This is a genomic window from Streptomyces sp. NRRL F-5650, from assembly GCF_000721365.1.
Classification (GTDB): domain Bacteria; phylum Actinomycetota; class Actinomycetes; order Streptomycetales; family Streptomycetaceae; genus Streptomyces; species Streptomyces ardesiacus.
The window spans coordinates 92,294-115,565 of the sequence record NZ_JOGV01000003.1 but is presented as its reverse complement, the minus strand read 5'-3'; the positions used below and the strand labels follow the sequence as shown (position 1 = coordinate 115,565).

At 74.4% G+C, this 23,272-nt stretch carries 20 protein-coding genes and 1 pseudogene; 10 read left to right on the top strand and 11 right to left on the bottom strand.

Annotation, left to right across the window (positions count from 1 at the left end):
- Positions 1 to 32: 32 nt before the first annotated feature.
- The 4 genes and pseudogenes from IG88_RS0104990 to IG88_RS0104975 all read right to left on the bottom strand — a co-directional run.
- Positions 33 to 566, bottom strand: a pseudogene (locus tag IG88_RS0104990) (D-glycero-alpha-D-manno-heptose-1,7-bisphosphate 7-phosphatase); the annotation flags it as partial.
- Entirely contained in the window at positions 563 to 1,597 is a 1,035-nt protein-coding gene (locus IG88_RS0104985) for a glycosyltransferase (protein ID WP_031035391.1), read from the bottom strand. The pseudogene IG88_RS0104990 and the gene IG88_RS0104985, both read right to left, overlap by 4 nt.
- Positions 1,594 to 3,234 carry a carbamoyltransferase gene (locus IG88_RS0104980; RefSeq protein WP_031035389.1) on the bottom strand — a complete coding sequence of 547 codons (1,641 nt, stop codon included), beginning with the start codon at positions 3,232 to 3,234 and terminating at the stop codon, positions 1,594 to 1,596. Before IG88_RS0104980 ends, IG88_RS0104985 begins: the two co-directional genes overlap by 4 nt.
- Positions 3,235 to 3,354: 120 nt before the next feature.
- Entirely contained in the window at positions 3,355 to 4,332 is a 978-nt protein-coding gene (locus IG88_RS0104975; protein ID WP_031035386.1) for an NAD-dependent epimerase/dehydratase family protein, read from the bottom strand.
- Between the two features lie 150 nt (positions 4,333 to 4,482).
- Between IG88_RS0104975 and IG88_RS0104970 the strand changes: the two genes are divergently transcribed.
- From IG88_RS0104970 to IG88_RS0104960, 3 genes are all read left to right on the top strand, one after another.
- A complete protein-coding gene (locus IG88_RS0104970; RefSeq protein ID WP_031035384.1) occupies positions 4,483 to 5,253 on the top strand; it encodes a polysaccharide deacetylase family protein in 771 nt (256 codons plus the stop codon).
- 99 nt (positions 5,254 to 5,352) lie between these two features.
- Positions 5,353 to 5,793: an SRPBCC family protein gene (locus IG88_RS0104965; protein ID WP_031035382.1), complete on the top strand. Its 441-nt coding sequence runs from the start codon at positions 5,353 to 5,355 to the stop codon at positions 5,791 to 5,793.
- Positions 5,794 to 5,877: 84 nt separating this feature from the next.
- A complete protein-coding gene (locus tag IG88_RS0104960; protein WP_031035380.1) occupies positions 5,878 to 6,759 on the top strand; it encodes an endonuclease/exonuclease/phosphatase family protein in 882 nt (293 codons plus the stop codon).
- 49 nt (positions 6,760 to 6,808) lie between these two features.
- Here IG88_RS0104960 and IG88_RS0104955 read toward each other — a convergent pair whose 3' ends face one another.
- Positions 6,809 to 7,960, bottom strand: a complete 1,152-nt coding sequence (locus IG88_RS0104955) for an XdhC family protein (protein WP_031035378.1) — start codon at positions 7,958 to 7,960, stop codon at positions 6,809 to 6,811.
- Positions 7,961 to 8,012: 52 nt separating this feature from the next.
- The gene (locus IG88_RS0104950; RefSeq protein ID WP_031035375.1) at positions 8,013 to 9,470 is read right to left on the bottom strand and encodes an NCS2 family permease; all 1,458 of its coding nucleotides are present in this window, start codon (positions 9,468 to 9,470) and stop codon (positions 8,013 to 8,015) included.
- A 628-nt stretch (positions 9,471 to 10,098) separates the two neighbouring features.
- Between IG88_RS0104950 and IG88_RS0104945 the strand changes: the two genes are divergently transcribed.
- Both IG88_RS0104945 and IG88_RS0104940 read left to right on the top strand, forming a co-directional pair.
- Positions 10,099 to 11,808, top strand: coding sequence for a PucR family transcriptional regulator (locus IG88_RS0104945; protein ID WP_031035373.1), 1,710 nt, complete (start codon positions 10,099 to 10,101; stop codon positions 11,806 to 11,808).
- A gap of 172 nt (positions 11,809 to 11,980) precedes the next feature.
- On the top strand, positions 11,981 to 12,769 hold the full coding sequence (locus IG88_RS0104940; protein ID WP_030403381.1) for a hypothetical protein: 789 nt from the start codon (positions 11,981 to 11,983) through the stop codon (positions 12,767 to 12,769).
- A gap of 21 nt (positions 12,770 to 12,790) precedes the next feature.
- On the opposite strand, the gene IG88_RS0104935 is transcribed toward IG88_RS0104940, so the two are convergent.
- The 4 genes from IG88_RS0104935 to IG88_RS0104920 all read right to left on the bottom strand — a co-directional run bounded on the left by IG88_RS0104935 (position 12,791) and on the right by IG88_RS0104920 (position 15,918).
- Positions 12,791 to 13,435, bottom strand: coding sequence for a hypothetical protein (locus tag IG88_RS0104935; RefSeq protein WP_031035371.1), 645 nt, complete (start codon positions 13,433 to 13,435; stop codon positions 12,791 to 12,793).
- Positions 13,436 to 14,346: 911 nt separating this feature from the next.
- Entirely contained in the window at positions 14,347 to 15,171 is an 825-nt protein-coding gene (locus tag IG88_RS0104930) for a rod shape-determining protein (RefSeq protein ID WP_031035369.1), read from the bottom strand.
- Positions 15,168 to 15,539: a TraR/DksA family transcriptional regulator gene (locus tag IG88_RS0104925; protein ID WP_031035367.1), complete on the bottom strand. Its 372-nt coding sequence runs from the start codon at positions 15,537 to 15,539 to the stop codon at positions 15,168 to 15,170. Before IG88_RS0104925 ends, IG88_RS0104930 begins: the two co-directional genes overlap by 4 nt.
- 52 nt (positions 15,540 to 15,591) lie before the next feature.
- Complete coding sequence (locus tag IG88_RS0104920; protein WP_031035365.1) at positions 15,592 to 15,918, bottom strand: TraR/DksA C4-type zinc finger protein; 327 nt, start codon at positions 15,916 to 15,918, stop codon at positions 15,592 to 15,594.
- Between the two features lie 406 nt (positions 15,919 to 16,324).
- On the opposite strand from IG88_RS0104920, the gene IG88_RS0104915 reads away from it, so the two are divergent.
- The 4 genes from IG88_RS0104915 (at position 16,325) to secD (ending at position 21,060) form a co-directional block, all read left to right on the top strand.
- Positions 16,325 to 17,272, top strand: coding sequence for a HAMP domain-containing sensor histidine kinase (locus IG88_RS0104915; RefSeq protein WP_031035363.1), 948 nt, complete (start codon positions 16,325 to 16,327; stop codon positions 17,270 to 17,272).
- Between the two features lie 8 nt (positions 17,273 to 17,280).
- A complete protein-coding gene (locus IG88_RS0104910; RefSeq protein WP_031035359.1) occupies positions 17,281 to 18,057 on the top strand; it encodes a response regulator in 777 nt (258 codons plus the stop codon).
- A 112-nt stretch (positions 18,058 to 18,169) separates the two neighbouring features.
- Positions 18,170 to 18,556 (top strand): hypothetical protein, encoded by a 387-nt coding sequence (locus tag IG88_RS0104905; protein ID WP_031035357.1) that lies wholly within the window; start codon positions 18,170 to 18,172, stop codon positions 18,554 to 18,556.
- Positions 18,557 to 18,648: 92 nt separating this feature from the next.
- The gene (secD, locus tag IG88_RS0104900; RefSeq protein WP_031035356.1) at positions 18,649 to 21,060 is read left to right on the top strand and encodes a protein translocase subunit SecD; all 2,412 of its coding nucleotides are present in this window, start codon (positions 18,649 to 18,651) and stop codon (positions 21,058 to 21,060) included.
- A gap of 137 nt (positions 21,061 to 21,197) precedes the next feature.
- Here the strand turns inward: secD and IG88_RS0104895 are convergent, their stop codons facing one another.
- Positions 21,198 to 21,998, bottom strand: a complete 801-nt coding sequence (locus tag IG88_RS0104895; protein ID WP_031035353.1) for a GntR family transcriptional regulator — start codon at positions 21,996 to 21,998, stop codon at positions 21,198 to 21,200.
- A gap of 175 nt (positions 21,999 to 22,173) precedes the next feature.
- Between IG88_RS0104895 and IG88_RS0104890 the strand changes: the two genes are divergently transcribed.
- Positions 22,174 to 23,034: a (2Fe-2S)-binding protein gene (locus tag IG88_RS0104890; protein ID WP_031035351.1), complete on the top strand. Its 861-nt coding sequence runs from the start codon at positions 22,174 to 22,176 to the stop codon at positions 23,032 to 23,034.
- The last annotated feature ends 238 nt before the right edge of the window (positions 23,035 to 23,272 follow it).

The window sequence follows — 23,272 nt, the reverse complement described above, 5'->3', positions numbered from 1 at the left end:
GCCGTGCTCGCCGCCGGTCCGGCGGGGAGGTCCGGTGGTGCGTCGAGGATCGCCCGTGCGGCGGTGAGGAGGTCCGGGGCGACGTGGGGCGCGGCGGCCGTCTCCTCGGGGCGGGTGCGGTCGTTGGGGACGAGGATGCCGTGGGCGCCGGCGCGCTCGGCGGCCTCCATGTCCGCGCCGATGTCGCCGACGACGACGCAGGAGGCGGGCGCGGCGCAGACGCGTCCGGCGGCCCACAGGACCATGCCGGGCTGCGGCTTGCGGCAGTGGCAGCCGTCGTCGGGGCCGTGCGGGCAGACCGCCCAGACGTCGAAGGGGCCGATCAGGTCGTCGATGCGGCGGTTGACGCGCCGTACGTCGTCGTCGCCGATCAGGCCGCGGGCCACGCCGGACTGGTTGGTGACGACGCCGACGCGGACGCCGTTCGCGCGCAGCAGCGCCACGGCCTCGCGGGCGCCGTCGACGGGCCGGACCAGGTCCGGGTCGCCGTTGTAGGGGACGTCGTGGACGAGGGTGCCGTCGCGGTCGAAGAGGACGGCTCGCACGGCACGGCGGGCGGCGCTCATGCGGCCACCTCCCGCCAGGCGGGGGCGGCGCGGTGGCGCCACAGTCCGCCGAGCCGGTGCCAGGTCGCGGCGGGCGGGATGAGCACGCTGGTGACCAGCATGGTGGTGACCTCGTGCCGGGTGCGCGGTCCGGGCGCGATGCGGGCCCAGGCGAACTCGGCGGTGCCCGCGGCCCAGCCGGCCCCGGCGAGGGCGGCGGCCCGGGGACGTCCGGCCGCCGCGAGGGCGAGGGCCGCGGCACCGGCGGCGGTGATCGCCGCGTGGCGCCGGATGCGGCCCCGGGGCGCGACCGCCTTGGCCCACCAGTCGGGGCCGTGCAGGCGCCGCATCAGGGCGTCGTCGGCGTTGCCGCGCTGCTGCTTCAGGGAGACCCAGCGCCCTGCGGGGCGGACCGGGTGGCGGGTGGTGCGGCGGCCCCGTCGGATGCGCCAGCCCGCGTCCAGGACGCGCAGCGCGAGGTCGGCGTCCTCGCGGAAGGCGCGGGTGAAGCGTTCGTCGAAGCCGCCGACCTGTTTGAGCACGTCGGTGCGGTAGGCCATGTCGGCGGTGATCCAGCGGGCCCGCGCGAGTCCGGCGGTGCCGCGCTCCCAGTCGGTGGGGCGGCGCTCGCCGGGCAGCGGTACGGCGATCACGCCCTGTACGGCGCCGGTGTCGGGGGCCGCCTCGGCGAGGTCCTGGACCAGTTGGTCGCACCAGTGCGGGCCGACCTGGACGTCGTCGTCGAGGAAGGCGGTCCAGGGTGAGGCGACCGCGCGGGCACCGGTGTTGCGGGCGGCGGCGGGGCCGCGGCCTCCGCTGCGCAGCACCACCGTGCGCTCGCGCAGGTCGCCGAGGACGGTCAGCGCGTGTTCCAGCGCGCCGGGGTCGGCGTCGGGGTCGGGCCGGTCGTCGACCAGGACGATCTCGTCGGGGTCCGGGCCGTGCGCGGCGACCAGCGCGGCCAGGCAGTCGGCGAGCGTGTCGCGTACGAGGGTGGGGACGACGACGGCGTAGCCCGTCCTGGTGCCGCCGGTCCCGGGGGCGGTGCTCATGCGAACGCCCGTCCCCGGCGCACCGCGAAGGGGCCGATGGCCAGCAGGTCCACGGGCGCCGAGCCGAAGCACTCCAGCGCGTCGCGCGGGTCGTCGACCATGGGCCGCCCGGCGGTGTTGAGGCTGGTGTTGACGACGACGGGCAGCCCGGTGCGCCGTTCGAAGGCGGCGAGCATGCGCGCGACGAGGGGTTCGCGGCGTTCCTCGACGGTCTGGATGCGGGCGGTGCCGTCGACGTGGACGACGGCGGGGATGCGCTCGCGCCAGGCGGGGTCGACGTCGTGCACGAAGAGCATGTAGGGGCTGGGGACGGGGCCGGTGAAGATGTCGGCGGCGCGGTCGGCGAGCACCATGGGCGCGACGGGGCGGAACTCCTCGCGGCCCTTGACGTGGTTGAGGCGTTCGAGGTTCTCCGCGCGGCCGGGGTGGGCCATCAGGGAGCGGTGGCCCAGGGCGCGCGGCCCGAACTCGCTGCGCCCCTGGAACCAGGCGACGACGCCGTCCCGGGCCAGTTCCCCGGCGACGGTCTCGGCGATGTCGTCCGGCTCCTCGTAGGGGATCGCGGCGGTCTCCAGCCAGGCGCGGATCTCGTCGTCGCTCCAGCCGCGCCCGAGGTCGGCGCCGGGCATCGGTTCGGGCGCGGCGCCCTCCTGGGCGGCGGCCACGTGCAGGGCGCCGCCCAGGGCGGTGCCGGCGTCGCCCGCGGCGGGCTGCACCCACACGTGCCGGTAGGGGCCGCGGGCGGCGATCTTGGAGTTGGCGACGCAGTTCAGGGCGACGCCGCCGGCCATGGTCAGGGCCTCGCCTCCGGCCTCGCCGTGCAGCCAGTGGACGAGTTCGAGGAGGAGTTCCTCCAGGACGGCCTGGGTGCTCGCGGCGAGGTCGGCGTGGTCCTTCGTCCAGTCCTCGCCCTTGGCGCGCGGCGGGGCGAGGGCGGTCCAGTCGACGCCGTGGGCGCGGAAGCCGCCGTCGCCGGTGGCGTGGATGTGCTCACGGAGTTGGTCGAGGTGGCGGGGGGTGCCGTAGGAGGCGAGGGCCATCACCTTGTACTCGTCGCTGCTGCGCAGGAAGCCGAGGTGCTCGGTCAGTTCCTCGTAGACCAGGCCGAGCGAGTGCGGCAGGGCCTGGGTGGCGAGGACGTCGAGCTTGCCGTCGCGGTAGCGGCCGGCCAGGTGGGAGGCGGACTCGCCGCGGCCGTCGAGGACGAGGACGTCGTTGTCGGGGTGGGGCGAGGCCGGTCCGGCGGAGGCGGCGTGCGCCACGTGGTGGGGGACGAAGACGACCCGGTCGGGGTCCAGCCCGGGCAGCGCCTCGGCGAGGAACTCGGGGGCGCGGCGGGCGTATTCGAGCCGCAGGGGGTCCCAGGGGTCGTCCAGGCCCAGATCGCGGGCGGGCCGGGCGAGCTTGGGGTCGAAGGAGTAGGCCACGGCGTCCAGTTCCCCCGGCCGCACCCCGGCGTGCTCCAGGCACCATCGCGCCGACAACTCCGGGACCTCCCAGGCGGAGAACGGCACCGGGCGCTTGCCGTGCTTGCGCCGGCTGAACCGCTCCTCCTCGGCGGCCGCGACGGTCCGGCCGTCGACGACGAGGGCGGCGGCCGGGTCGTGGAACAGGGCGTTGACACCAAGGATGCGCATGGGGCGGGCTCCTCTCTCGGCGTCGCGGGTGCCGCGGGGCGGTTGCCTCAAACACTTGGAGACAGGTCACTTCCGGAGAAAAGCGGATATGTCACCGTACGTGACCGTTCGGGGCCCGCGTCAGGCGGCGACGGCGTGCGCGAACCAGCCGATGGTCCGCTGAAGCCCCTCGTCCCAGCTCACGCGCGGCCGCCAGCCCAGCCGCTCACGGGCGAGGGCGGTGTCCGGCCGGCGCCGGCCGGGATCGTCGACGGGGCGTTCGACGAAGCGGATGCGGGAGCCGGAGCCGGTGAGTTCGACGACCCGGCGGGCCAGCTCCAGCATGGTGATCTCGTCGGCGCCGCCGATGTTCATCGGCCCGTTCTCCCGGGACGCGGCGAGGGCCAGGACGCCGGCGACGGTGTCGTCGACGTAGCACAGGGAGCGGGTCTGGCCGCCGTCGCCCGCGACGGTGAGCGGCATGCCGTCCAGCGCCTGCGCGATGAAGGTGGGTACGGCCCGGCCGTCGCCGGTGCGCATGCGGGGGCCGTAGGTGTTGAAGATGCGGACGATGGCGGCGTCGGTGCCGTGCACCTGGCGGTGCGCGGTGACCAGGGCCTCGGCGAAGCGCTTGGACTCGTCGTAGACACTGCGCGGGCCGACCGGGTTGACGTTGCCCCAGTACGTCTCGCGCTGGGGGTGCTCCAGCGGGTCGCCGTAGACCTCGGAGGTGGAGGCGAGCAGGAAGCGGGCGCCGTCGGCGTGGGCGCGTTCCAGGGCGTTGCGGGTGCCGGTGCTGCCGACGTCGAGCGTCTCCAGGGGCAGCCGGAGGTAGTCGGCGGGCGAGGCGGGGCAGGCGAAGTGCAGGACGAGGTCGAACCGGCCGGGCAGGCCGCGCAGGGCCACCGGGTCGGTCGCGTCGGCCCGGACGAACCGGAATCCGCGCCGCCGCTCCAGGTCGGCCACGTTGGCACGGGAGCCGGTGGCCAGGTTGTCGAGGCACACGACGTCGGTGCCGGCGTCGAGCAGCCGGCCGCACAGGTGGGAGCCCACGAACCCGGCTCCGCCGGTCACCAGGGCCCGGCGCCAGACGCGTCCGTCCGCGGTGGTCTCGCTCACGGGGTCCTCCTCACTCTCGCCGTCACGTGCGTGCCGGCTGAGTAACCCCGCGCCTACCATCCCTACCCCGAACACCGGTTCGAGGGGGTGCTATGAACCGGATATATACATGCAGCGTATAGTCCCCGCATGCCTTCGCTGACCAGGAAGATGACAAAAACGGGGACCAGGTTCCGCGTACTCGCGACTTTCGCCGCCGCGGCCTCGCTGACCCTCGCACTCAGCGGCTGCACGAAGCTGGAGACCACCTCGCCCAGCTCCGTCCGCAACGCCGCCGGCACTGAGCAGGCACGTGCGGGCAGTCTCGGCACCGTCGACTGCGCGCACGCCAAGTGCATCGCGCTGACCTTCGACGCCGGGCCGAGCGAGAACTCCCCCCGGCTGCTCGACATACTCAAGGAGAAGCACGTCCCGGCGACCTTCTTCCTGCTCGGCAAGCGCCACATCGACACGTATCCCGAGCTTGTCAGGCGCATGGCCGACGAGGGCCACGAGGTGGCCAGCCACACCTGGACGCACAAGATCCTCACCGACGCGAAGCCGGACGAGATACGCGAGGAGCTGGAGCGCCCGAACAAGGAGATAGAGCGCCTGACCGGCAAGCGCCCCACCCTGATGCGCCCGCCGCAGGGCCGCACCGACGACACGGTGCACGACATCTGCCGCGAGCTGGGCCTGTCGGAGGTGCTGTGGAGCGTGACCGCCAAGGACTACCAGACCGACGACTCCGACCTGATCACCGAACGCGTCCTGGACCAGTCCTCGCGGGACGGCATCATCCTGCTGCACGACATCTACGACGGCACGGTGCCCGCCGTGCCCGGCATCATCGACGCGCTCAAGAAGCGCGGCTACGTCTTCGTGACGGTCCCCCAGCTACTGGCCCCCGGCAAGGCCGAGCCGGGCAAGGTCTACCGGTAGGGGTCTCGTTCGCCGGACCCGTGCCCCGGCGTGATCCGAACGGTCCCGCCGGGCCGTGACCCGCCGTCGGGGCGCCGTCCGGCGTGCCACGATCACCCCGTGGCCACCTTCTCGCTCCACCGCACCGTCCCGCTCGCCCCGGACGAGGCCTGGCGCCGGCTCACCCGCTGGGAGCGGCACGGGGACACCGTGCCGCTGACCCGGGTCGCCGCCGCCCCGCCCGGCCCCACCCGCCGGGGCACGCTGGTCGTGGCCCGCACGGGTGCCGGACCGTTCGCCTTCGACGACCCGATGGAGGTGACCGTCTGGCAGCCGCCGGACGAGGACACGCCCGGCCGGTGCCGGATGGACAAGCGCGGCCGGGTGGTCCGGGGCTGGGCGGAGCTCGACGTCCGCTCCGCACCCGGCGGCGGGGCGCGGGTCGGATGGCGCGAGGAGCTGGACGTCCCGCTCCTCCCCTCCCTCCTCGACGGCGTCCTCGTCCGCTCGGGGCGCCTCGTCTTCGGTCGCACGGTCGACCACCTGCTGCGGCACCCGTGAACGACGGTTGCGCACCGGGTGCGGGACACGGACGAGAACGCGCCACACGCCTCGCGGCCCCCGTATCCCGCGTACCGTGCCGGCATGTCTCCCAGAGCACGCACTCTCATCCAACTGTCCCTCGCCGGAGCCCTGTTGACCGCGGCCGTGGCGGCACCGCCCGCCTGGGCCGCCGACCGGGGCCGCCCGGTCCCGCTGCGCGTCGCCACCTACAACATCCACGCCGGGGCGGGTTCGGACGGCGTCTTCGACCTCGACCGGCAGGCGGCGGTACTGCGCGCCCTCGACGCGGACGTGATCGGTCTCCAGGAGGTCGACGTGCACTGGGGGGCCCGCAGCCAGGGGCTCGACGTGGCCGGGGAGCTGGCGCGGCGGCTCGGCATGCGGGTCTCGTTCGCGCCGATCTACAGCCTCGACCCGGTGACGGCCGGCGAACCCCGGCGCGAGTACGGCGTGGCGGTGCTGTCCCGCTTCCCGGTCCGCTCCGCCGCCAACCACGAGATCACCCGGCTCTCCACGCAGGACGAGAACCCGGTGCCGGCCCCCGCGCCCGGGTTCGGCGAGGTGACGCTCAAGGTGCGCGGCGTGCCGGTGCAGGTGTTCGTGACCCACCTCGACTACCGGGCGGACCCGGCGGTGCGCGAGGCCCAGGTCGCCGACACCCGGCGGATCATGGCCCGCGAGCGGGCGGAGCTGCCCGGCGCCCGCCAGTTCCTGCTGGGCGACTTCAACGCCGGGCCCTCGGCGCCCGAGCTGGCCCCGCTGTGGAAGGAACTGCGCGACGCCGGGGCCGGGTCCCCGGACACGTATCCGGCCGAGGCGCCCGCGAAGCGGATCGACTACGTGGCCGTGGGCGAGGGCGTACGCGTGCACGACGTCGTGGTTCCCCGGGAGCCCACCGCCTCGGACCACCGGCCGGTGGTGGCGCAGGTGTCCCTGGAGCGGAGGGCCCCCGGCCGGGGCTGAGACCCGCGCGGCGGAGCCGCCGGCCCCCCGGGCGCGCGGGGAAACGGTCCTACGCCACCGCTCCCCCGCGCCCCGCCGCTGCCGCCGGGACGTCGTGGTGGATGGGGGTGCGGGCGCCGGTCAGAGGGGTGCCCGTGCCGCCGCGGCGCGTCGCGACGATCTCGGCGGCGATGGACAGGGCCGTCTCCTCGGGGGTGCGGGCGCCGAGGTCGAGGCCGATCGGTGACCTGAGGCGGGACAGCTCCAGGTCGCCCACGCCGGCCTCGCGCAGACGGGCCTCGCGGTCCAGGTGGGTGCGGCGGGAGCCCATCGCGCCGACGTACGCCACCGGGAGGCGCAGCGCCAGCCGGAGCAGGGGGATGTCGAACTTGGCGTCGTGGGTCAGGACGCACAGCACCGTACGGGCGTCGACGGCGGTGCGTGCGAGGTACTCGTGGGGCCACTCGGCGACGATCTCGTCCGCGTCCGGGAAGCGGTCCCGGGTGACGAAGACGGGGCGCGCGTCGCACACCGTCACGTGGTAGCCGAGGAACCTGCCGGCCCGCGCCAGCGCCGAGGCGAAGTCGATCGCGCCGAAGACGATCATGCGGGGTGCGGGGACGGCGGACTCGATCAGCAGGGTGAGCGGTGCTCCGCGGCGCGAGCCCCGCTCGCCGATCCGCAGCGTGCCGGTGCGGCCGGCGTCCAGGAAGGCCCTCGCCCCGGCGGCCGCGCTGCGGTCCAGCTCGGGCCCGCCGCCGAGGCCGCCGGTGCGGGAGCCGTCCGCCCGGACGGCCAGTGCGCGGCCCAGCAGTTCCGCCGGGCCGCCCACGATCCGTGCCACCGCCGCCGTCTCCCCGCGCACGGCGGCGGCGAGGACCGCGGCCAGGGCCGGGCGGGCGGGGGCCGCAGCCACTACCGGGGAGACCAGGACGTCGATGACCCCGCCGCAGGTCAGACCGGCCGCGAAGGCGTCCTCGTCGCTGTACCCGAAGCGCTCCAGGACGGTCTCGCCGTCCTGGAGCGCCTGCCGGCACAGCTCGTACACGGCCGCCTCCACGCACCCGCCGGAGACCGAACCGACCACCGTGCCGTCGGCGTCCACCGCGAGGGCGGCGCCGGCCGGCCGGGGCGCGCTGCCGCCGACGGCCACCACGGTGGCCAGGGCGAAGTCGCGGCCCTGCTCGGTCCACCGGTGCAGCTCTTCGGCGATGTCCAGCATGTTCCGGTCCTCCTCCGCACGCGGGGTACGTGAAGGGTTCCCGGCGGGGCGGCTAGTGCACGCCCATCCAGCTCTCGATCGGGTTGAGCGCGAAGTAGACGACGAAGATCACCGTCAGCCCCCACATGAACGCGCCGATCTCCCTGGCCTTGCCCTGCGCGACCTTGATGGCGACGTAGGAGATGACGCCGGCGGCGACACCGGCCGTGATGGAGTACGTGAACGGCATCAGGACGACGGTCAGGAAGACCGGGATCGCGGTGGCCCGGTCGGCCCAGTCCACGTGCCGGGCGTTCATCATCATCATCGCGCCGATGACCACCAGGGCGGCCGAGGCGACCTCCTGGGGCACGATCGCGGTGATCGGCGTGAAGAAGAGACAGGCCGCGAAGAACAGGCCGGTGACGACCGAGGAGAGCCCGGTGCGCGCCCCCTCGCCGACGCCGGTCGCGGACTCGACGAAGACGGTCTGGCCGGAGCCGCCCGCCACACCGCCGATGGCACCGCCGGCGCCGTCGATGAACAGCGCCTTCGACAGGCCCGGCATCCGGCCCTTGTCGTCGGCGAGCTTCGCCTCGGTGCCGACGCCGATGATGGTGGCCATCGCGTCGAAGAACCCGGCGAGCACGAGTGTGAAGACGATCATGCCGACGGTCATCGCGCCGACCTCGCCCCAGCCGCCGAACTCCAGGCTGCCGAAGAGCGAGAAGTCCGGCATGGAGACCGCGCTGCCGTGCAGCTCGGGGGCGCCGTTGGCCCACTGCTCGGGGTCGATGACCCCGGTGGCGTTCAGGATCGCCGCCACGATCGTGCCGGTGACGATGCCGATCAGGATGGCGCCGGGCAGGTTGCGGGCCTGGAGCATGAAGATCAGCAGCAGGGTGCCCGCGAAGAGCAGGACGGGCCAGCCGGCGAGTTCCCCGGCCGGGCCGAGGGTGAGCGGGGTCGCCTCGCCCGGGTGGACGAAGCCGCCCTTGACCAGGCCGATGATGGCGATGAACAGGCCGATGCCCATGGTGATGCCGTGCTTGAGGGCGAGCGGGATCGCGTTCATGATCATCTCGCGCAGCCCGGTGACCACGAGCAGCATGATCACCACGCCGTACATCACGCACATGCCCATCGCCTGCGGCCAGGTCATCTGCGGGACGACCTGCCCGGCGATCACCCCGGAGACGGAGAGCCCGGCGGCCAGGGCGAGCGGCACCTTGCCGACGAAGCCCATCAGGAGCGTGGTGACCGCCGCGGCGAGCGCCGTCGCGGTGATCAGGGCCTTCTGGCCCAGAGTGTCCCCCGCCGCGTCCTTGCCGGACAGGATCACGGGGTTGAGGAGGACGATGTACGCCATCGCCATGAAGGTGGTGATGCCGCCGCGCACCTCACGCGCGACCGTGGATCCCCGGTGGGATATGTGAAAGTACCGGTCGAGCCAGGACCGTCCGCCGGGAACGCGGGAACCCGCGCCCGCGTCTTCGGCGGTGATCTCGGGCTCCACTGACTGCTGGGTCATGGGGCCGTCTCCCAAGGTTCATAGGTGCACCCGGCCGGCCGCCGGGGCGGCCGCGGGATTTGGGATATGCACGACCCGGGGGACGGCCCGAGACGAACGCATGTGTGTGGTGGTACTGGTGCTTCTGGTGGTACCGGTAATGCCGATCGGCCGGTGTGCCGGTGGAGCCGGTGTGCCGGTGGTGCCAGTGGTGCCGGTGGTGCTGGCGTTCACGTACCGCGAGCGGAGCGGTACCCGGCCGGTGCTCCGGGCGGCGCGGAGTGTGTGACGTTCCGTGCGCCGCCCGGAGGGTCTTCGTTCGTCGCCTCCCGGACAGCCGCCTTCCGGCCGCAGGGCGGGCCGTTCGGGCCTGTGGAGCTGGTGCGGTACCTCAACGGAGACTCCGGGCGGGCGGTCGGCGACGAAGCGTCGGGTTCTGTTCGTGCGGAACGACGACGGCCTCAGTAGACCGTCGTGCGCTCCACCGGGGTCAGTCGCAGAAACCATGAAGGAGTTGGCTGGCCAGGGCGGGCATCTTGTAGATTCGTATGAACGGAGGTGCTCAATCGCCTCCCTGTTCTCCTCTGGAATCGGGCGACACAGCCGCGTGACCTGGAACACTTCGAGACAAAGAACGGCGGCGACGAGAATGCGGCTGCGCGCACTGCTGGACACCGACGCGCTGGGCCTCAAGCTGCTCGGCGGCGAGGACGAGCTGGACCGCACGGTCCGCGGTGTGATGACCACCGACCTGCGGGACCCCAGCCGCTACCTCTCGGGCGGCGAGCTGGTGCTCACCGGCCTGGCGTGGCGCCGCGACGCCGCCGACTCGGAACCTTTCGTCCGCATCCTGGTGCAGGCCCAGGTGACCGCGCTGGCCGCCGGTGAGGCGGAACTGGGGGACGTGCCGGAGGACCTGGTGGTGGCGTGCGCGCGGCACCGGCTGCCGCTGTTCGCGGTGCACGAGTCGGTGGCCTTCGCGACGATCACCGAGCACGTGGTGCGCCAGGTCTCCGGCGAGCGGGCCGGGGACCTCGCGGCCGTGGTGGACCGGCACCGCCGGATGATGACCTCGGGACCGGCGGGCGGCGGCCCCGACGTTGTCCTGGACCTGCTCGGCTCCGACCTCGACCTGCGGGCCTGGGTGCTCTCCCCCACCGGACGGCAGGTCGCCGGTCCGAAGGACGCGGAGCCCGCGCTCCCGGCCGAGGTGTGCGCCAAGCTCGCGGCGGAGCACCTCGCCGCCACCCGATCGGGCCGCCGCGTGCCGCACCGGGTCCCGGTGGGCTCCACGACGTACAGCCTCTTCCCGGTGCGCGGGCGGGGCCGGCCGGTGACGACGGCCGCGGGGGCCCGTGTCGCGCAGGGTGCCGCGGCGGACCGGGAGGTGCGCGAGACGGCGCTGACCGACTGGCTGCTGGTGGTGGAGGCGGACGCCGGTGACTGGGCCGAGGAGCGGCTCGACCTGCTGTACGGCGTCACGCAGCTCATCGCGGTCGAGCGGGACCGGCGGGACGCGGCACGCACGGTGCGGCGGCGGCTGGCCCAGGAGGTCCTGGAGCTGGTGCAGACGGGCGCCGCCCCCGCCGAGATCGCGGCCCGGCTCCGGGTGGCGGCGCCGGTGCTGCTGCCGGGCCTCGGCGCGGCACCGCACTGGCAGGTCGTGGTGGCCCGGGTGGAGTGGGCGGACGGCGACGGACAGACCGGCCGCATCGCGCAGACGCTGCTGGAGGAGATCCTCGTCGACCCGCACGCCACCGGCCCCGAGCAGTCGGACCGCATCGCCGTGGCGCACACCGGCGAGGAGGCGGTCGCCCTCGTACCGCTGCCGGCGGTCTCCACCGAGCACGACGGCTCCGAGGCCGGCGTCCTGGCGGAGGCCCTGCTGGAGGCCGTACGGGAGCCGCTGTCGGCCGGTCTCGACGGCGACGGGCGGGTCACGCTCGGGGTCAGTGCGGCCGTGCACTCGGCGGAGGGGCTGCGCGGGGCGCTGGAGGAGGCCCGGCACGCGCGCCGGGTCGCCGCGGCGCGCCCCGGCCGGGTCTGCGCGGCCGGCCACCAGGAGCTGGCCTCGCACGTGCTGCTGCTCCCCTTCGTCCCCGACGACGTGCGCCGCGCCTTCACCGCCCGGCTGCTCGACCCGCTGCGGGACTACGACCGCCGTCACCGCGCCGAGCTGATCCCGACGCTGGAGGCGTTCCTCGACAGCGACGGCTCGTGGACGCGCTGCGCGAACCGGCTGCACCTGCACGTCAACACGTTGCGCTACCGCGTCGGGCGGATCGAGCAGTTGACGGGGCGTGACCTGTCGCGGCTCGAGGACAAGCTCGATTTCTTCCTGGCCCTGCGGATGAGCTGAGGCCCGGGGCGCGCGCAGGCCGCGGAAGGGTCCCGCGCGCTCCCAAACCTCGACGGCCCGAAGTCCACGACTTTGTGAAATCTTTCACCCATCCTCTTGGCCGGGCCGCCGGTTCCGTGCTGAGATGCGGCCACCACTCGTGAGCTCGATGGCGTGCTAAGGGGAGGGCGACGTGGCGCATTCCGCCATGGCTGGTTCTGGCTGGGGAACGACCGAAGGTGACGATCCGCTCCAGACCGCGGTATGGCGGTTGCGCTCGCGCGGCTGCTGGGCCGACGCGGCGTCCCTGCTGGAGCCGGTCACCGCGGACACCGCCCTGCAGCGGACCGCGCTGCTGGTGGAGCGGTGCCTGTACACGGAGCAGGGGTGGGCCGAGGCCGAGGACGCGTTGCGCACCGCGGAGGCCCTGGCCCACAGCGACGACGAACGCGGGGCCGCCGCCTGTGAACGCGGTCAACTCGCGTACGCCGCGACGGTGCACGGGGTACGCGACCGGGCCGACGAGGCGCGGGCGGCGCTGGGCCGGGCGGCGGCCCTGATCGCGCCGGGGGCGAGGGGGCGGGCACTGCTCGACTTCCGGCGCGGGCTGCTCGCGGAGAACCTGGCCAGGTCTCCGCAGGCCGCCCGAGCGGCGTACCGGCGCGCACACGCCGGGGCGACGGCGCACGCCGAGCCGCTGCTGCTGTCCTTCACCTGGCGGCACCTGGCCGGTCTGGCGCTGCGCGAGGGGGAGCTGACCGAGGCGCGGCACGGGTTCGCCGAGTCGCTGCGCATCCGCGAGGAGCTGGGGTATCTCGTCGGTACGGCGCCCGCGCTGGCGTCGCTCGCGGACGCGGAGTCGGAACCGGAGGCGTCCCGGCTGCGGGAGGAGGCGCGACGGCTGTTCCGGCTGCTCGGCGGCGTGCCGACGTGGCTGGCACGGCAGTTGGCGCCGCCGGCGGCCGACGCGGCGACGGCCTGAGGGACCGCACCCGGACGGGCGTCACGGGAGCCTGCTCCAGCGCGGGGCCGTGTTGGCCCAGGCCGCGTCCCACTGGGCGAGGTTGCGCCGGTGCAGCAGGAGACCTGTGGCGGCGTGGACGGCCAGGCCGGTGACGACGACACCCAGGAAGGCGAGGATCGCCCAGCCCATGGTGCGGCTGCGGATCTCCTCCGCGGTCAGCGGTGCCTCGGTGATCCGGCCCTCGTCGTCGACCCAGACCAGGACGGTGCTGTCCGCCGGGAGTCCCGGCTCCACCTCGGTCGTCCCGGTCGTCGTCACCCCGTCGGGGCCGGTGTAGCGGACCGGCACCGGGTACCGGGTCTTCTTCGCCTCGTCCGACCCCGGTTCGGGGTGGCGCGGGGCGTCGTGGGTCAGGACGGCGGGGCGGTGTTCGCGGGTCCGCGTCTCGTGCTCGGCGGTCCCGCGGTAGTGCCGGTAGGCGCTGTCGCCGACCCCGAACATGGCCGCCGGGGCGGCCACCAGCACGGCGAGCACGAGCCCGAGCGAGATCCAGGCCCGCAGCCGGTCGCTGGGCCGCCGCAGCGGGTTGCGCCGCCACCGCCACAACACGAGGTACGGGTGCCGCACGGGCTCGGGGTCCGGAACGGCGGGTGGTGGCTGGGCCTGAGGAATCTCTCCGGCCACGGGTGTCTCCTTCCTGGGAGGGCGCGGTCTGAAGCGGTCCGCCGGAACGGAACCGCGCGCGTCGGGGCGGGGTACGGCCGACGCCGGGGCGGGCGCCGGCCGTACGAGCGGGGGACGGGGCGAATGGGGGGACTGGAGCCGAACTCCGGGAGCGGAACGGGGGGGGAACGGAGGGACGGGGGGACCGAGGGGACGGGGGGCCGGGGGTGCGGTCGATGTCGGGCCTCCGATACATCCGCACGTACGGCGCCGGTGCCGTACGACGACCGGCGGACGAGCGGTGCCCTCCCGTACGCCGGTCGTGCCGGACGCCGGAGCACCCGGCACCGGCCCGCACGGAGGGGCGGGACGAGCGGTGTCCCTCCCCCAGGACCGGCCGACACCGGGAAGCCCCGCCGCCGCGGCGCACCGGCCGCGGGCACGGTGCCCGGCCGGGACACCCGGCACCGGCCCTGCGGCCGGGGCGAGCGGTGCCCCTGCCCCGAGGTCGGCCGACACCGGGAGACCGGCCCCCTCCGGGCGCACCGGCGGCGGTACCGGCCCCGTACGGGCGGACGGGTCGAGCGGCGCCCCTCCGCCCGGAACCGGCCGCTTCCACGGCTCCCCGCCCCGGCTCGGGTCCAGGGCCGGGCACCCGGCGCCGACCCGCGGCCCGGGGGGGGCGAGCGGTGCCCCTGCCCCGAGGTCGGCCGGCACGGGAGACCAGCCCCACCGGGCGCACCGACAGCAGCACCGGGCGGCGCACGGCGGACGGAACGAGCGGCGCCCCTCCGCCCGGGACCGGCCGACGTCGGAGAGTCGGACGCGTCGGGTGCACCGGGCGCATCGGCGGCGGTACCGGTCCCGTGCGGGCGGGCGGGGACGAGCGGTGTCCCCGCCCCCGGCCGGATCGGCGGGGTGCCGGGCCCGGCTCAGTGCGGATGGCCCTCCGGTGGGTCCGTGCCCGTGGGGGACGGGTGGGTGTGCGCGGCCTCCAGGAGTCTCGCGGCGCCGCGCACCGCGGCCGTGTGCGGCGCCGGTACCGCGCGCAGCGGTACGTGCAGCCGGTCGGCGAGCCGGCAGGTGATCTCGGGACGCAGGGCGCCCCCGCCCGCCAGCAGCGGCCCCCGGCCCAGCGCGTCCAGGGTGAGGGACGTGTCGTCCTGCCGCAGCATCGAGGTCGTCATGTCGGCCAGCGCCTCCCCGATCCGCGAGGGCGGGGTCGCCTCGTCGATGTCCCCCGTGCCCAGCGCCGTGCGGCGCGCGTCGAAGACGGCGCCGTCGACGAGGAGCACCACCTCGGTGAGATGGGCGCCGATGTCCATGACGAGCAGCGGCCGGGACAGGTCGGCGCCCGCCGCGAGGGCCACCGCCCGCGCACTGGGCACGGTCAGCACGCTGCGCGGACGCAGCACCTCCACAGCCGTACGGGCCTCGGTCCGGTAGGCCAGTCCGTCCAGCACCGGCGCGGTCACCACGACCACCGGCCGGGCGAAGCGGGGCAGCCGGTGGCCCAGCAGCCGGTCGAGCATCCGGGCCGTGCCCTGCGTGTCGACGATGGAGCCGCGCTGGATCGGGTACACCGCGCCCGCCCCGGGAAAGGTCACCGTCGGCACGTCGAGGATCATGCCGCGCCCGGCGACCCAGGCGCGGGTGCGGGCGCTGCCCATGTCGAGGGCGACGCCGCTGCACTGCCGGCACAGCGGCCAGGGCCGGTGCCGGAACAGCGCGGCGCGGGACCGCCGGAGCACGGTCATCGTCCGGCCTCCCGCACCTGCTGGCAGCGGGCGCAGTAGCGGGCCTGGGGCACGATCATCAGCCGGTCGCGGTCGATGCCGCGCCGGCACAGGTGGCAACGGCCGTAACAGCCCTCGGCCAGGCGGTCGAGGGCCGCCTCCACGTCGGCCAGGACCATGCGCGCGGAGGCCGCCAGTTTGACCCGGACCTCGGTCTGCGCGGCGGACCGCCGCCGGACCAGTTCCTCGGTGCGGGACGGGACGGCCGCGATCTGCCGTAGCTGGTCCTCGCGGAACTGCCGCTGCTCCCGGAGGTTGTCCCGGAGCGCGGTCAGGTCCTCGGGCGACAGGCGCGTGTCGCGGTCGTCGATGATCTGGTTGTTCACCACTTCACCCCTTGGGCAGGGCGGGAGGGACGAGTACGGAACGGAAGGGGCGCGGTCAGGCCGCGGCGCGGCGCTGGCAGGCGACGCAGTACCGCGTGTAGGGAAGGATCTCCAGGCGTTCCCCCGGCACGGGCTTGCCGCAGCCCAGGCAGGTGCCGTAGGTGCCGTCCTCGACCCGGGCGAAGGCCTCTTCGATCTCCTTGAGCACCCGCTCGATCGCGGCCTGCTGCGCGGACATGAGCTGGTCGTCCGCCTGGCCGCTCTCACCGAGGGCCTGGAGCTGGGTCATGCGGGTGTTGCGGGCGTGTTCGAGACGCTGGCGCGCCTCGTGAGCGGTCAGCCGCTCGGGGCGGGGTTCGATGCGGGAGGCGTCGAGCGACACGGTGAAGGTCCTTTTCTCGGAAGGTTCTGCGGGTTCTCGTGCTCGGAAGGTTCTGCGCGGTCTCGGAGAGTTCTGCGGGATCTCGAAGGTGCTGCGGGTATGCCGAGCGCCGGGCCGATCGGACCCGGTCGTCCTCAACCATGGCCGGGCCCCCGGGGGAAACCCATCGGGCGCAGGACCCATTTGCGCGGGGACGCGGGATCCACTCGACGGTGCGCTCCCGCGCCCGAATGGGTATGCCGCGATCCGGAAATGGGGACCGCGCCCCATCGACCGGGCGGGCCCGGGAGGAGCACGCTGGTCGCTTGCTCGGTCGCTATCTGGGCCCAGCTCCCACCGAGGGTGCGCGATGACCGACAGTAGAGGCGTACCAAGTCGACACGTCGCTGAAGGAGGCGTACCCCCGGTGTCCCTGTTCTGGCGGATCTTCGGGCTGAACGCGGTGGTGCTGGGCTTCGCCACGGCACTGCTGCTGTGGGCTCCGGTGACCGTCTCCGTGCCGATCGTGCTGACCGAGGCCGTCGTCCTCGTGGTCGGCATGGGCGTCATGCTGGTGGCCAACGGCGCGCTGCTGCGCTGGGGGCTGGCACCGCTGGAGCGGCTCACCAAGCTGATGACCACCGTCGACCTGCTGCGTCCCGGCCAGCGGCTGCCGGTCTCCGGCGGCGGCGACGTCCCGGAGCTGATCCGCACGTTCAACGCCATGCTGGACCGTCTGGAGAACGAGCGGGCCACGAGCAGTGCCCGGGTCCTGCTCGCCCAGGAGGCGGAGCGGCGCCGCATCGCCCAGGAGCTGCACGACGAGGTCGGGCAGAGCATGACGGCGATCCTGCTGGTCCTGGGCCGTGCGGCGGACGACGCCCACGACCCGCTGCGCGACGAGCTGCACCAGGCGCAGGAGATCACCCGGGAGTGTCTGGACGAGGTACGCCGCCTGGTGCGCCGGCTGCGGCCCGGTGTCCTGGACGACCTCGGTCTGGTCAGCGCGCTGTCCTCGCTCACGCACGACTTCGCCACCCACACCGGTCTGCGGGTGGTGCGCCGTTTCGACGCCGACCTGCCGGTGCTGGACCAGGAGACCGAGCTGGTCCTCTACCGTGTGGCGCAGGAGAGCCTGACCAACGCCGCCCGCCACGCGGACGCCGAACGGCTGGAGGTGGGCCTGTCCGGCGCCGACGGCGCGGTGACCCTCACCATCGCCGACGACGGCCGCGGCATCGAGGCGGCGCACGAGGGCGCCGGCATCCGCGGCATGCGTGAACGGGCCCTGCTCGTCGGGGCCGCCCTCGACATCACGTCGGCGCCCGGCGTCGGCACCCGCATCCGGCTCACCGCACCCCTTCCCAGGAAGTAGCCCAGACCATGTCCGACCCGTCCCTGCCCGAGCCGTCCGTGTCCGGCCGCTCCGCCGCCGCGCCGACGACCGGGGCGTCCACGGCATCCGCGACCTCCGCGGCCTCCGCGTACGGCCCCTCCCAGGGGTCCGCCCCGGCGACGATCCGCATCCTGCTCGCCGACGACCACGCGCTGGTGCGCCGCGGGGTGCGCCTCATCCTCGACCGGGAGCCGGACCTCGAGGTGGTCGCCGAGGCCGGGGACGGCGCGGAGGCCATCGACATGGCGCGGGCCCACGAGGCGGACCTCGCGGTGCTGGACATCGCGATGCCCCGCCTCACCGGTCTGCAGGCGGCCCGCGAACTGGCCGCGCTGAAGCCGGGGCTGCGCATCCTGATGCTGACGATGCACGACAACGAGCAGTACCTGTTCCAGGCGCTGAAGTCGGGCGCCTGCGGTTACGTGCTCAAGTCGGTCGCCGACCGGGACCTCGTCGCCGCCTGCCGTGCCGCGATGCGCGACGAGCCCTTCCTGTACCCGGGTGCGGTGACGGCGCTCATCCGCAACTACCTCGACCGGGTGCGGCACGGCGAGGAGACCTCCGACCACATCCTCACCCCGCGCGAGGAGGAGGTCCTCAAGCTCGTCGCCGAGGGCCACTCGTCGAAGGAGATCGCCGAGATCCTCTTCATCAGCATCAAGACCGTCCAGCGGCACCGGGCGAACCTGCTGCAGAAACTCGGCCTGCGCGACCGTCTGGAGCTGACCCGGTACGCCATCCGCGCCGGGCTCATCGAGCCCTGACGCCCCCTGAACCGCCCGTGGCTCTGGCCGCCCACTCCCCGGCCGGAGCCCCGGGCTTCCCTCCAGGAAGAACCCACCACCAGCCGCTCATCCGCCACGAAAGGGGACGGTGATGCGCCGACGGCTCGGGGCCGTGCTCACCGTCCTGCTGACCGTCCTGCTGCCGCTGGTCCCGGCGTGGCCCGCGGCCGGGGCACGGGTCGGCCCCGACGGTCCCCTGGCGGCGGCCGCCGCGACGGCCGTGCCGCACCCGGCGCTCGACCTCCACGCCGACGACGGCTGCACGCCGGTCTGCGCCGCCCAGCCCCGGGCCCGGCACGACCAGCCGGCCGGGCGTCCGGCGGCACCGGACCAGCACGCGACCGCCACCGCGCACCGCGCGGGCACGCTCCCCGGCTCCCGGGCCCGCACCTCGGCGGCGCCCGGGCCGGTGCCGGTCTCCCCCGGCCGTACGAGCCACGACAGCGGCCGGGCGCCACCCGTCTCCTCCGGCATCTGAGACACCACACCCGACGTTTTCCCTTCTTCTCTCCCTTCTTCCGCCGCGGCCGCGCTCGGCCGCCGCCGCGGCGTGCCCGCCGGAGGTCCGTGTTGAAACGCTCCCGTCCCCCTTCCCGCCCCCGCCCCCGTTCGCGCTCGCGTTCGCGTTCCCTGAACGTCCGTGCGCTCGTCGCGCTCGCCGTGATGGCCGCGTCCGTGGCCATCACCCTGACCATGCCGGTCCGTCTCGGTCTCGACCTGCGCGGCGGCACCCAGATCGTGCTGGAGACCAAGTCCACCGAGACCACCGGGGCCGACCGCGAGGCCACCGACCGCACGGTGGAGGTGCTGCGCGGCCGCATCGACGCCCTCGGTGTCGCCGAGCCGACCATCGTCCGCTCCGGCGAGAACCGCGTCGTCGTCGAGCTGCCGGGCGTCCAGGACCCGAAGAAGGCCGCCGACGTCCTCGGCCGCACCGCGCAGCTCACCGTCCACTCGGTCCTCGGCCCGGCCGAGGACCCGGCCGCAGAGAACGGCAAGACAGGCAAGGACGCCGAAGACGCCAAGGACACCAAGGACGGCGAACGGGTGCTGCCGGACGAGTCCGGGCAGTCCCTGCGCCTGAAGGCGGCCGCGCTGACCGGCCAGGACGTCAAGGGCGCCGACGCCCGCTTCGACCAGCAGAACGGCGCGGGCTGGCACGTCACCGTCGACTTCAAGGACGCCGGCAGCGACCGCTGGGCCCGGGTGACCGGCGAGGCGGCCTGCAACCCGGCCGGTGACCCGCAGCGCCGGGTCGCCATCGTCCTCGACAACAAGATCATCTCCTCGCCGCAGGTCGACCCCTCCGTGTCCTGCGGGGCGGGCATCACCGGCGGCTCCACCCAGATCACCGGCTCCTTCGACGACGCCGAGGCCCGCGAACTGGCCCTGCTCATCAAGGGCGGCGCCCTGCCCGTGCCGGTGGAGACCGTCGAGCAGCGCACCATCGGCGCCACCCTGGGCGACGAGGCCATCACGGCCGGCGCCTGGGCCGCCGTCATCGGCACCGCGCTGACCGCGCTGTTCATCATCGTCATCTACCGGCTGATGGGCGCCCTGGCCACCGTGGCACTGCTCTGCTACGGCGTGATCTCCTACGCCGCCCTGGCCCTGGTCGGCGCGACCCTGACCCTGCCGGGCCTCGCCGGTTTCGTCCTGGCGATCGGCATGGCGGTGGACGCCAACGTCCTCGTCTTCGAACGGGCCCGCGAGGAACAGGCGGCCCGGACCCGTCCGAGCACGCGGTCCGCGCTCACCGCCGGTTTCCGCAGCGCGTTCAGTGCGATCGCCGACTCCAACATCACCACGCTCATCGCCGCCGCCCTGCTGTTCTTCCTGGCCTCCGGCCCGGTCAAGGGCTTCGGCGTCACGCTGGGCATCGGTGTGCTCGCCTCCATGGTCAGCGCCCTGGTGATCACCCGGGTGCTGGCCGAGTTCGCCGCGAGCCGCCCGGCGGTCTTCCGCCGCCCCGCTCTCACCGGCATCTCGACCACGGGGCCGGTCCGCGACGCCCTGCTGCGCCGCAACCCGTTCCTGATGAGCCGGCCGCGCCGCTGGCTGGCGGCCTCCCTGATCGTCATGGTGGTGGCGGGCTCCGGCATCCTGGTGCGCGGTCTGAACTTCGGCATCGAGTTCACCGGCGGCCGGCTCATCGAGTACTCGACCGCCACCCAGGTCGATCCCGAACGGGCCCGGGACGCCCTCGCCGACGCGGGCTTCCCGCGCGCCGTCGTCCAGTCCTCCGGCGAGGGCGACCTCACCGTGCGCACGGAGGAGCTGACCGACACCGAGGCGGCGACCGTCACTAAGACCGTCGCCGGACTGGGCGGCGAGACGGAGAAGGTCCGCGACGAGCTGATCGGCCCGAGCCTGGGCGAGGAACTGCGCCGCAACGCCCTGATCGCCCTGGGTCTCGCCCTGGGCGCCCAGTTGCTGTACCTCGCCGCCCGGTTCCGGCTGCTGTTCGGCACCGCGGCGGTCAGTGCGCTCGCCCACGACGTGGTCATCCTGGTCGGCGTGTTCGCCTGGCTGGGCAAGCCGATCGACGGGGTGTTCCTGGCCGCGCTGCTGACCGTGATCGGCTACTCGGTCAACGACTCGGTGGTCCTCTTCGACCGGGTCCGCGAGCTGCTGGGCAAGGAGCGCAGGACGCCGTTCGCCCGGCTCACCAACGACGCGATCCTGCAGACCCTGCCCCGCACGGTCAACACGGGCATGGGCGCGGTGCTCATCCTCGCCTCGCTCGCGGTCCTGGCCGACGACTCGCTCACCGACTTCGCGCTCGCGCTGCTCATCGGCGTGGGGGTCGGGACGTACTCCTCGGTCTTCACCGCTTCCCCGCTCGCCATCGAACTGCACGACCGGGGCACCGGGTCCCGCTCCACGCGCCGCAGGGGTGGCGAGGCGCGCGGTACGGGCAAGACCGGGAAGCCCGGCAAGCAGGTGCCCGCGAGCCGCACGGAACGGCAGGAGGTCCCGTAGGGGCCGAGAGGAGCTGAGAGAGGACCTGAGAGGAGTCGAAAGGAGCTGAGAAGAGCCGAGAAGAGCCGGCAGAACCCGACCCGGCTCCACGGGCGCCCCCGCCCCGGGGGGCGCCCCCTCTCAGTGGGCGCCCCCTCTCAGTGCGTGCTGCCGAAGTGCTGCCCGACCAGGACCCGCACCACGTCCGGGTCACCGGCGATCAGCGCGTCGAGGAGCGCGGTGTGCTCGTGCGCGTCGGCGACCAGATCGGCCCGGCCGCGCACGGAGGGTGCACCGGCCGGCGGCCACTGGGCGCGGCGGTGCACGTCACCGGCGATCCGGACGAGCTGCTCGTTGCCGGCCAGCACGAGCACCGCGCGGTGGAAGGCGCGGTCGGCGTCGGCGTAGGCGACCGGGCAGCCGGAGGACGCGGCCCGGACGGTGGCCTCGGCGAGGGGGCGCAGCTCCGCCCAGCGCTCGGCGGGCACCGTACGGGCCAGGCGGAGCCACACCGGGGCCTCGATGAGGGCCCGCACCTCGGCCAGTTCGGCCAGTTCGCGGTCGCCCCGTTCGACGACGCGGAAACCTCGGTTGGGGACGACCTCGACGGCGCCCTCCAGGGCGAGCTGCTGCATGGCCTCCCGCACGGGGGTGGCCGAGACGCCGAACCGCTCGCCGAGCACGGGCGCCGAGTGGACCTCGCCGGGCCGCAGCTCGCCGGTGACCAGCGCGGCGCGCAGGGCGTCGAGGATCTGCCCGCGCACGGAGGAACGCCGGACGGCGGCCCGCGGACCGGGCGCGGAGGCGCGGAACGGAGACCGGGACGGGGACGATATCTGGGGTTCGCCGTGGGTGTGCTCGCCGCGTGCCGTGCCGTCCGCCGCCCCGGGCTGGGCCGGGATGCGCACCGCCCCGGCCGCCGGGCCCGTCCTTGCGGCGCCCTGCGCGCTGTGCTCCACGGGTCCTCCTGCGGGACGTGTCGGTACTTGAGGTCATTGAGGCGGGTTGTCACCGGTCCGTCAAGCACCCTAAGCGCACGGGCCGTCAGTTCAAATCCGAAAGACTTGGATAAGGTAAGGCTTACCTGCTCGCCTTCGAGCAGCCCGTTGTCCCGACGCGGATCGGTGGTGCCGCATGCCTGTCGCCCCTACGGCCTTCACGGACGCCTACGCGCGCCTGTCCGAGGTCCTGCCCGGGCTGGGCGTCACCGAACTGGCGGCGGCCGACGCGGTCCCGGACGGCGGCGGCTGGGTCACGGCCGCCTCGCTCGCCGCCGGCGGGACGGAGCTGACGGCGTTCCTCACCTGGGACGAGGCACAGGTGCTGCGGGACTACGGACAGCGGGCCCGGCCGGACGTGATCGCGAGCTTCGGCCTGCACCGCTACGCGTGGCCGGCCTGCCTGCTGATCACCGTGCCGTGGTTCCTGCACCGCCGGGTGCCCCGCCTCCCGGCACACCACGTGGCTTACGACCGCACGGCCGCCGGGCTCCCCCTCGGCCGGATGGCCGTCCACGCCGCCTCGTTCGCCTGCCTGCCCGGCGATCCGGCCGCCGTCCTGCCCGGCGCCCGGGTGGTCGCCGACGAGGAGGCGCTGCGCGCCGAGGTGCGGGCGTCGGTCGCCGAGCACCTGGAGCCGGTCCTGGCCGGATTCGGCCCCCGGATGCGGCGGCGCGGACGCGCCCTGTGGGGCATGGCGACCGACGAGGTCGTCGAGGGGCTGTGGTACGTCGCCCACCTGCTCGGCGAGCAGGAGCGGGCGCGGCACGAGCTGGAGCTGCTGCTGCCGGGCGCCACCAGGCCCTACGTCGGGGACGCGGCCTTCCGCGAACTGAAGGGGCCGGACGGCACGCCGCTGCACACCCGGGACCGGGCGAGCTGCTGCATGTTCTACACCCTGCGCCCCGAGGACACCTGCGCCACCTGTCCGCGGACCTGCGACGCGGACCGCGTCGAGAAGCTGCTCGCCACGGCGGGCGGAACAGCCGTCGGCTAAGATCACCCGCGTTGTTTCACAACTCCCCCACCCGTCGCGGGAATTTTCCGTGGAACCACTCGTACGGGTATTCTTAATCGAACTCAACTCCCGCCCCTCACGCGGCAGTTCGAGCAGAATGCCGCCCTGGGCACTCCCTCTGCACTTCCTTGGCGGCCTCTTGCCCCGAAACCCCCTGAGGGCCGCCGGGTTTGGGCCACCATGGCGGGCGTTACGCCCTATCCCACTGCAAGGGACC